The 513-nt window shown below is 48.5% G+C and carries 1 protein-coding gene; it reads right to left on the minus strand.

Annotated features, from left to right (window positions below):
• A partial coding sequence (locus ACS8FD_RS24705; protein ID WP_439277785.1) for an AAA family ATPase occupies positions 1–513 on the minus strand: 513 nt, incomplete at both ends.

The raw sequence follows: 513 nt of genomic DNA on the forward strand, positions 1-513 counted from the left end.
CGATGGCCTTATCCGGCAGCTTACGATCAGTAATATAGCGATGACTCATACGCGCCGCCGCGATAATGGCGCTGTCTTGAATATCAACACCATGATGCAACTCATAACGCTCTTTGAGACCACGAAGAATAGCAATGGTATCTTCAACCGTCGGCTCATCAACCAATACCTTTTGGAAACGACGCTCAAGTGCAGCATCTTTTTCGATATACTGACGATATTCGTCCAAGGTCGTCGCCCCAACGCAATGTAGCTCACCGCGCGCCAATGCAGGTTTTAACATGTTCCCAGCATCCATCGCGCCATCCGTCTTACCGGCACCAACCATGGTATGCAGCTCATCGATAAACAAGATAACGTTACCTTCTTGTTTAGCTAAATCGCTCAGTACACCTTTGAGACGTTCTTCAAACTCACCGCGGAATTTTGCTCCAGCAATCAGTGCACCCAAGTCAAGCGACAGTACTTCTTTACGACGCAGACCCTCCGGCACGTCACCATTGATGATCTTTT

The organism is Psychrobacter sp. 1U2, from assembly GCF_051847575.1.